Raw genomic sequence first — 5,868 nt, forward strand, 5'->3', positions numbered from 1 at the left:
GATCGAGGAAGAGGAGATCGGGACGGAGATCGCGGATCGCCCGCAGGGCCTCCGGGCCTCCGCGAGCCGGCGACAGCAGCCGGATGCCGGGCGTGAGAAGGGAGAGGGTGGAGTGGATCTGCCCGACGACGCACGCGGAGGCATCGACCACGAGGCACCTGACGGGCTGGCTCAGCCCCCTTCCCGTCTCCACGATCGTCCCGCGACTCATCCGCTCAGGCTCGAAGGGCATCCTTGCGCCGTTCGCCCGCCAGCGCGCGCGCGATCCGCACCGTCCCGCTCGAGAGGATCCTCTCGACAGCCTGCGGGGAAGTGCGCATGACGCGCGCGATCGCCTGGACCGTGAGCCCCTCGCAATGATAGAGCGCGAAGGCGAGCCGCTGTCTCGACGTGAAGCCGCCGACCGCCGCGCGGACGACTCTTCGCTCGAAGAAGATCGCCTTCGCGGATTCCGGCCGCCGCTTCTTTCCGCCGCCGAACGGAACGATGGGCATCTGATCCCCCTTCCCGGGCGCGGGTCGCCCCGGCGAGGATCGATGCAACAGGCATGCCACAGGCGCGCTCCGCGTGCGACGGCCGATATGGACATGGAATGACGGGTCTTGTCGGGCTGGCGGCTCCCGGGATAGGAGCTTCGATCTCGCCCGCCGGCAAGAGATCGATCGGTCCTCCGACCGGCGCAGGTCAGAAGCTGGCCGAGTCGCCTTCCTCGATCCCCCCCTCGCGAAGCTTGGACCGCAGCGTCTGCCGGCTGATCCCGAGGACCTCGGCCGCCTTGGTCTTGTTTCCCGCGACGCACGAGAGCGTGTGGTTGATCGCCGCCAGCTCGATCTCCTGCAGGGTGGCAAGGCGCTCCGACGGGAAGGCGATCGCCGCGGACGTCTTCTGTCCTCGGGGAGTCGCGGCCCCGGCCGCGATCTGCTGCGGAAGGTGCTCCGGACGGATCTCATCGTCCTGCGTCATCAGGACCATTCTCTCTATCAGATTGCGCAGCTCCCGCACGTTTCCGGGCCAGGAGTGGAACAGGAGCAGATCCATCGCCTTCGGAGAGATCTCCCGGATGCTCCGGCCGAGCTCGCGGTTGAACCGATCGAGGAAGTGCCGCGCGAGGACCGGGATGTCATCCCTCCGATCCCGCAGAGGCGGGACATGGACCGGAATCACATCGAGGCGGTAATAGAGATCCTCCCTGAACCTGCCCGCCTCGACCTCTTGGACCAGGTCCTTGTTGGTCGCGGCGATCACGCGGACATGCACCCGCAAGTCGTACGTCGATCCCAGCCTCCGGAACGACTTCGTCTCCAGGACGCGCAAGAGCTTCGCCTGCATCGAGGCGGGCATCTCGGCGATCTCGTCGAGGAAGAGGCTGCCGCGGTCGGCCATCTCAAAGAGGCCGCGCCTGCTCCCCTTCGCGTCGGTGAAGGCTCCCCTCTCATGCCCGAAGAGCTCCGATTCGACGAGATTCTCAGGCACCGCGCTGCAGTTGAAGTCGACGAAGGGGCCGGAGCCCACGGGGCTCGTGGCGTGGATCTGGCGCGCGATCAGCTCCTTGCCCACGCCCGTCTCTCCCCGGATGAGGACGGTCGAGGAGGGGCTTGAAGCGGCCCGGCGAACCTGCTCGAGCAGCTCGCGGATCTTCTGGCTCGATCCGAAGACATCCAGGGGGCTGAAGACCTTCTCCTGCTGCTGCCTCAGGATCTCGACCTCCCGGCGCAGTTGAGAGGTCGAGAGAGCCGATGCGATCAGGAGCTTCAGCTGGTTCACGTCGAGCGGTTTCGTGATGTACTGGAAACACCCGAGCTTGGTCGCCTCGACCGCCGAGTCGATCCGCCCGTAGGCGGTCATCATGATGGTGATCACCTCCGGGAAGCGCCGGCGGATCTCCCTCAGAATCTCGATCCCGTCCTCTCCCGATTCCTTGAGCTTCTGGTCGAGCAAGACCAGGTCGATCATCTCGCTGGCGAGCAGAGAGAAGGCCTCCTTGCCGTTGGCCGCCGTCTGGACCGAGGTCGTCTCGCCCGCGAGCGCCTCGGCCAGCGAGACGCGGATCGAGACCTCGTCGTCGACGATCAAGAGACGGTGGATGGCCTCATCCATTTGCTTTCCGTCTCTCACCTTCCCTCCTCTCGATCGGAAGATCGATCATCACCGTGGTCCCCTTGTTCTCGATCGAGTGCACCGTGATGAACCCGCCATGTTCCATGATGATCGATTGCGAGATGGACAGCCCCAACCCGGTCCCCTTCGATCGCGTCGTGAAGAACGGGTCGAAGATCCTCCCCAGCGCCTCCTTCGAGATCCCCTTGCCGGTGTCGCGGACGCGGATCTGCAGGTATCGCTTCAGAGGCGCTTCTCGATCGTAGCGGATCCTGTCGCTCTTGCGCTGGCCGATTCCGCGGCGCAGGTGCGGCCGGCGGCGGATCACGGAGGACTCCACGGCCAGGTGGCCCCCGTCGGGCATCGCCTCGACCGCGTTGCGGAATACATTCAAGAGGACCTGGGTGATCTGCTCCGGATCGATATGGATGGCCGGGATCCGCCCGCGGGCCTTCAGCTCGACGCTGATTCCAAGCCTCCTCATCCGCTCACCCTCGATCTCGAGGACGCGCATCAGGATCCCGTGGATCTCCTCCTGCCGCAGACGGGGCTGACCCGGGCGGGCGTAGGACAGGAGGGAATCGACGATGCGGTTGAGCCGGGTCGCCTCGTCCAGGATGATCTGGACGAGCCGCTGCATCGGATCCTCGCGCGCGATGCGATCCCTGAGGACCTGCGCGCAGTTGCCGATCCCCGTCAGCGGATTGCGGATCTCGTGCGCGACGCCGGCCGAGAGTTCTCCGATCGATGCCAGGCGCTCGCGCCTCCGCCTGTCCTCCTCGAACGCGCGCTCCTCGGATGTGTCGCGCAGAAGGACCAGGAGCCCGTCGGCCGACTCTCCCGCGCCCGGCGGGATCCTCTGCATCTGCACCCAGACCGGTTTCTCGCTCCCATCTCGATCGAGGAGGTAGAGCTCGGCCCGCGTCGCCTTTCCCTTCAGGCCGAGCAGAAGGGGGTTGTCGCCGATGCCCGCGGGCCGGAAGACCCTGAGGCAATCCGATCCGATCGCCTCCCCCCTCCGGAACCCGAGCACCTTCTCCGCTTCCGGACTGAGATCCAGGACCTTCCCGGCGCTGTCGATCAGGATGACTCCCAGAGGAAGGGACGAAAGAAGGATCTCATGCACGCTCGCGAGCTCTCGATGCGCCCGCCCGCAGGTCTCGGCCCGCAGGCGCGAGGCGATGGCCGCCGCGATCGATTCCCGACCCCTGGCGCTTCCCAGAGGATGCGGGCCGCTCGATGTCGCCCCGAACGCGAGGATCGCGGCCACTCCTTCCTCGTCGCCGATCGGAAGAAGGAAGACTCCGCGCTTCGCGGGACTCGCGGGAGAACGGCCCGGCCGCGCGGGGAGAGGGAGGGGCTTTCCGGGAAGCGGGCTCTTCCAGGCGGCGGCATCCTCGAGAACCGGCGCGAGGTTGGCCGGAGGCGTCCACCGGAGGCTCGAGGAGCGCAGCACGGGCTTTCCGCCGTCGCCGCTTCGCACGTAGAGCCCGAAGCGGCATCGCCCGAGCGACCGCCGGAGCGTCTGTGTCAGGGTATCCATGCCGCCGCGCCACACTAACAGCGCGACCGCCAGCCCCTCAAGTCCTTTTGATCGGCGTGATCCGCGCCCCGTCGATGCGCGGGAACCGTCTTCGCTTTCTCCTCCTGCAGTACTCGCGGAAGAGGTAACGAAGGACGATGAGACGTTCGCCCTCTGTGATGCGGTCGAAGGTCAGGGCGGCGCGCCTGGGGCTTGCCTGCATGCGCACGACCCGGGCCGAGAGCCGCATGAGCTCTCCGGACGGAGCGATTGGCAGGCCGAGGCGCACCCGTGCCCCGGGGGCCAGGAGTCCCCCCGGATCGTCGAGCAGGATTCCGCTGCCGGAGAGATTGGAGGCCCGGAGCATCGGCGTCGTCACCGATCGGGACCGGGTCTCGACGAGGGCCGCCAAACGGACCGGCATCCTGAAGTAGCCTCGCATCTGCCTCCGCTTGGGGCATGAGGGATCGAGCTTCAGGACTCCTCGGCCCTCCCCGCCGGCCTCCGCCACGATGGCCCAGTAGCAGAAGAGACCGAACGGGCGGGCCGCGCGCAGCTGCAATCCGGTTCCGGCAGCCCATGGAAACGGGGCGTCGGAGCCGGTCAGGGACTCGACTTCGAGAAGGCGATCGCTGCGCGCCAGGATGCGCACCTTGCCGCGCGAGCCGGCCCTGGGATCCTCCAGAACCACGATCGCTCGCGGCCCCAGGATCCGCGCCCTCGAACGCTCAGGGGGAGGAGAGGCCTTCATCTTCGCCTGCGCTGGGAGTTCCTCCCCCGCTCCGTCCTCAGCGACGCCAGCAAGCGGCGGATCATCTCCTCGAGCACTTCAGGCCGATCGTAGTAGCCATCGCGAATGCGGCAGCGAACCAGCCTGATCTTGTCCGCGCGGGCAGCGGGCGAAGAGCCCTCGGCCTCCTCGGAAGCGTCGGTCCCCCGCCATTCCTCGCGAGCCCGCAGGTAGCGCGCATAGGAGACCACCTTTCCCCCCTCCGGAGAGGGAACGGACTTGCCCGCGCCTCGCTCGTCGCCACTTCTGCTCACGCCCGACCTCCGGGTGCAGGGGGACCGGGGGACGCGCTCCCCCGGGCCGAAACCCCACGACTACCGAATGAATCGGCCCGTCAAGCGCCGACCTGAAGGGCGAGTCTGCTCGCGGAGCGCGACCCCGCGCCGGGCTCGGCCACTCGCGTCTCTCGCGGGGCGCCGGGGGCGGCGCGCGCAGTGGGCCGGGCCGGGTCAGTCGGACGGCTTCTGCGTCGGGCGGCTCTTCTGGATGATCTGCGCGGCCTCGCGGAGGGTTCGGGAGGACACGTTCGCCGCGCGCCGGTTCTCCTCCCGGATCCGTTCGTAGATCTCCTCGCGATGAACCGCGACATCGGGAGGGGCGTCGATGCCGAGCTTGACCTGCCCCCCCTTGATGTCGAGGATCACGATGCGGATTCGCTCACCGATCCGTATGTTCTCGCCCAACTTCCGTGTCAGGATCAGCATCCGGATTCCTCAGGGCCTGCGCGGTCAGGCCACACGCCGATCGACGATGCGCACGGTCGTCTCGAAGCGTCCGCCTTCCTCGCCGGGCTCCTTCATCAAGCGCATCGGCTGCCTTGCGGAGTGTCTCGCGCTGTAGACAAGGATCTGCCTGGCCAGGCCGCTCCTGCGGTTGACGATGATGGGGCCCTTGAGATCTCCGACCACCCATCCGGTCTTCTCATCGATGGAGACGATCACCAGGACCTCGAGCGGATCCCCTTCCTTGAGATCCAGGAGATCCATGTCCATCTCGTTGAGCGTCAGGTGATACGCCTCGCGGACGAAGTAGCCTGGATCGGCGAGCGCGAAGGCGAGATCGGGATCGGCCATCGAGACGAGCCACCGAAACGGCTCATACTCCTCGTGCTCGCATAGAAGGAAGCTGTGGTGCCTCTCGAAACCGATCAGCCCCTCGGGCATCTCGACCTGCTCGGCGTCCCGGGGATCGATCTCGCCAAGCTCGCGGCATCTGATCTTCGCCATCAAGACACTTCCTGTGGTTGCATCCGTACCTCCGGGTCGCTCCTTGCCCCGATCGTGCGGATCTTGCCTGCCGGCACGAAGGCCGGGGGCCCCTCGAAGGCAGTGATCGGGCGATCGGAGCCCCCTTCTTGAGCCATCTCTCGCCTGGCGGCGGGGAAAAGTTCGGGGCGGGGGGAAGCTGGGGAGAATGGCCCGGCCGCCGCCGACCGAGAGGGATCGCGGCCGGCGCCAGC

The 5,868-nt window shown here is 67.2% G+C and carries 8 protein-coding genes; all 8 read right to left on the reverse strand.

Annotated features, from left to right (window positions below):
- A partial coding sequence (locus FJY88_11240) for a hypothetical protein (GenBank protein ID MBM3287908.1) occupies positions 1 to 211 on the reverse strand: 211 nt, incomplete at its 3' end.
- A gap of 4 nt (positions 212 to 215) precedes the next feature.
- Positions 216 to 494 carry a sigma-70 family RNA polymerase sigma factor gene (locus tag FJY88_11245; protein MBM3287909.1) on the reverse strand — a complete coding sequence of 93 codons (279 nt, stop codon included), beginning with the start codon at positions 492 to 494 and terminating at the stop codon, positions 216 to 218.
- 190 nt (positions 495 to 684) lie between these two features.
- Positions 685 to 2,115: a sigma-54-dependent Fis family transcriptional regulator gene (locus tag FJY88_11250; GenBank protein ID MBM3287910.1), complete on the reverse strand. Its 1,431-nt coding sequence runs from the start codon at positions 2,113 to 2,115 to the stop codon at positions 685 to 687.
- The gene (locus FJY88_11255) at positions 2,090 to 3,640 is read right to left on the reverse strand and encodes a PAS domain S-box protein (protein ID MBM3287911.1); all 1,551 of its coding nucleotides are present in this window, start codon (positions 3,638 to 3,640) and stop codon (positions 2,090 to 2,092) included. The genes FJY88_11250 and FJY88_11255 overlap by 26 nt, the downstream gene beginning before the upstream one ends.
- 37 nt (positions 3,641 to 3,677) lie before the next feature.
- Positions 3,678 to 4,370, reverse strand: coding sequence for a PilZ domain-containing protein (locus tag FJY88_11260; protein MBM3287912.1), 693 nt, complete (start codon positions 4,368 to 4,370; stop codon positions 3,678 to 3,680).
- The gene (locus FJY88_11265) at positions 4,367 to 4,663 is read right to left on the reverse strand and encodes a hypothetical protein (GenBank protein MBM3287913.1); all 297 of its coding nucleotides are present in this window, start codon (positions 4,661 to 4,663) and stop codon (positions 4,367 to 4,369) included. Before FJY88_11265 ends, FJY88_11260 begins: the two co-directional genes overlap by 4 nt.
- A gap of 195 nt (positions 4,664 to 4,858) precedes the next feature.
- Positions 4,859 to 5,113 carry a carbon storage regulator CsrA gene (csrA, locus tag FJY88_11270; GenBank protein MBM3287914.1) on the reverse strand — a complete coding sequence of 85 codons (255 nt, stop codon included), beginning with the start codon at positions 5,111 to 5,113 and terminating at the stop codon, positions 4,859 to 4,861.
- 24 nt (positions 5,114 to 5,137) lie between these two features.
- Positions 5,138 to 5,635, reverse strand: coding sequence for a flagellar assembly protein FliW (locus FJY88_11275; GenBank protein ID MBM3287915.1), 498 nt, complete (start codon positions 5,633 to 5,635; stop codon positions 5,138 to 5,140).
- Between the last annotated feature and the right edge of the window lie 233 nt (positions 5,636 to 5,868).

It is taken from the genome of Candidatus Eisenbacteria bacterium, from assembly GCA_016867495.1.
Classification (GTDB): Bacteria; Eisenbacteria; RBG-16-71-46; order CAIMUX01; family VGJL01; genus VGJL01.

Coding starts and splice junctions, on each gene's coding strand:
- FJY88_11275 (MBM3287915.1), bottom strand. CDS start 5,635: ATGGCGAAGATCAGATGCCGCGAGCTTGGCGAGATCGATCCCCGGGAC.
- FJY88_11255 (MBM3287911.1), bottom strand. CDS start 3,640: ATGGATACCCTGACACAGACGCTCCGGCGGTCGCTCGGGCGATGCCGC.
- csrA (MBM3287914.1), bottom strand. CDS start 5,113: ATGCTGATCCTGACACGGAAGTTGGGCGAGAACATACGGATCGGTGAG.
- FJY88_11245 (MBM3287909.1), bottom strand. CDS start 494: ATGCCCATCGTTCCGTTCGGCGGCGGAAAGAAGCGGCGGCCGGAATCC.
- FJY88_11260 (MBM3287912.1), bottom strand. CDS start 4,370: ATGAAGGCCTCTCCTCCCCCTGAGCGTTCGAGGGCGCGGATCCTGGGG.